The sequence below is a fragment of the Leifsonia sp. SIMBA_070 genome (assembly GCF_046534635.1).
Taxonomy (GTDB): domain Bacteria; phylum Actinomycetota; class Actinomycetes; order Actinomycetales; family Microbacteriaceae; genus Leifsonia.
This window is the reverse complement of the sequence record NZ_JAWRYK010000376.1, coordinates 1-266: the sequence shown is the minus strand read 5'-3', so window position 1 is coordinate 266 and position 266 is coordinate 1. Positions and strand designations below refer to the sequence as shown.

Sequence of the window (266 nt, the reverse complement as noted above, 5' to 3'; positions counted from 1 at the left end):
AACTCTCCCGGGGAACAGTGGTGAAACCGCTAGCTGGAATTATGTCCAAAGGCGTTTATATCCTTGGACAGGAGACGATTACCGACCTGCCTCGAAACCGTTCCCTGCCTGACATCGAAGCGCTCCGCGAGAGCATCGCGCACGATCTTTCATCGGGCGATGTGGCGGACGATGCTTGGATCGAAGAACGGTTGGTCTTCAGCGATCACGACCCCTCGCTGCCAGCCCGAGATATAAAGTTCTACTGCTTCTACGGCGTGGTCGGC

1 protein-coding gene is annotated in these 266 nt (G+C 56.4%); it reads left to right on the top strand.

Annotation, left to right across the window (positions count from 1 at the left end):
- Positions 1-17: 17 nt before the first annotated feature.
- A partial coding sequence (locus SB754_RS20735) for an ATP-grasp fold amidoligase family protein (RefSeq protein WP_410784240.1) occupies positions 18-266 on the top strand: 249 nt, incomplete at its 3' end.